1 protein-coding gene is annotated in these 556 nt (G+C 45.0%); it reads left to right on the top strand.

Features of this window, described 5'->3' with window-relative positions; all coding sequences use genetic code 11:
• Positions 1 to 150 precede the first annotated feature (150 nt).
• Positions 151 to 556: 5-(carboxyamino)imidazole ribonucleotide mutase (purE, locus tag KIV40_RS34545; protein ID WP_285353964.1), on the top strand; the 406-nt coding region annotated here is incomplete at its 3' end.

The raw sequence follows: 556 nt of genomic DNA, 5'->3' as shown, positions 1-556 counted from the left end.
AATCACTAACTGTTACTAAAGCTATTTGTTTATAAAATGTATCAAATAGCAACTTTGACTGACGCAAACGTTTTCCTTGAGCAATTTTCCCCGTATAATGCGCGCAAATTATCTAATCACTTAATCAAATCGTACCTGAAGGAGTTTGAGATGACTGTCGGTATTATCATGGGTTCTAAATCTGATTGGCCAACAATGAAGCTAGCAGCGGATATGTTGGATCAATTTGGCGTAGCGTACGAAACAAAAGTGGTTTCTGCTCACCGTACTCCTCAACTACTGGCGGATTACGCAACGAGTGCAAAAGAGCGTGGTATTAAGGTGATCATTGCAGGTGCAGGCGGCGCAGCTCACCTACCGGGCATGGCAGCAGCATTTACTCGCGTTCCTGTTCTTGGTGTACCAGTACAGTCTAAAGCTCTAACAGGCATGGACTCACTTCTTTCTATCGTTCAGATGCCTAAAGGTATCGCGGTTGGTACGCTAGCTATTGGTGAATCGGGCGCAGCTAACGCAGGTATTCTCGCGGCACAAATCATTGGTACGCACAATGAAG

The sequence above is a fragment of the Vibrio sp. D173a genome (assembly GCF_030248475.1).
Note: the sequence above shows the minus strand (reverse complement) of the source record. Positions and strands in the feature narration are given on the sequence as shown.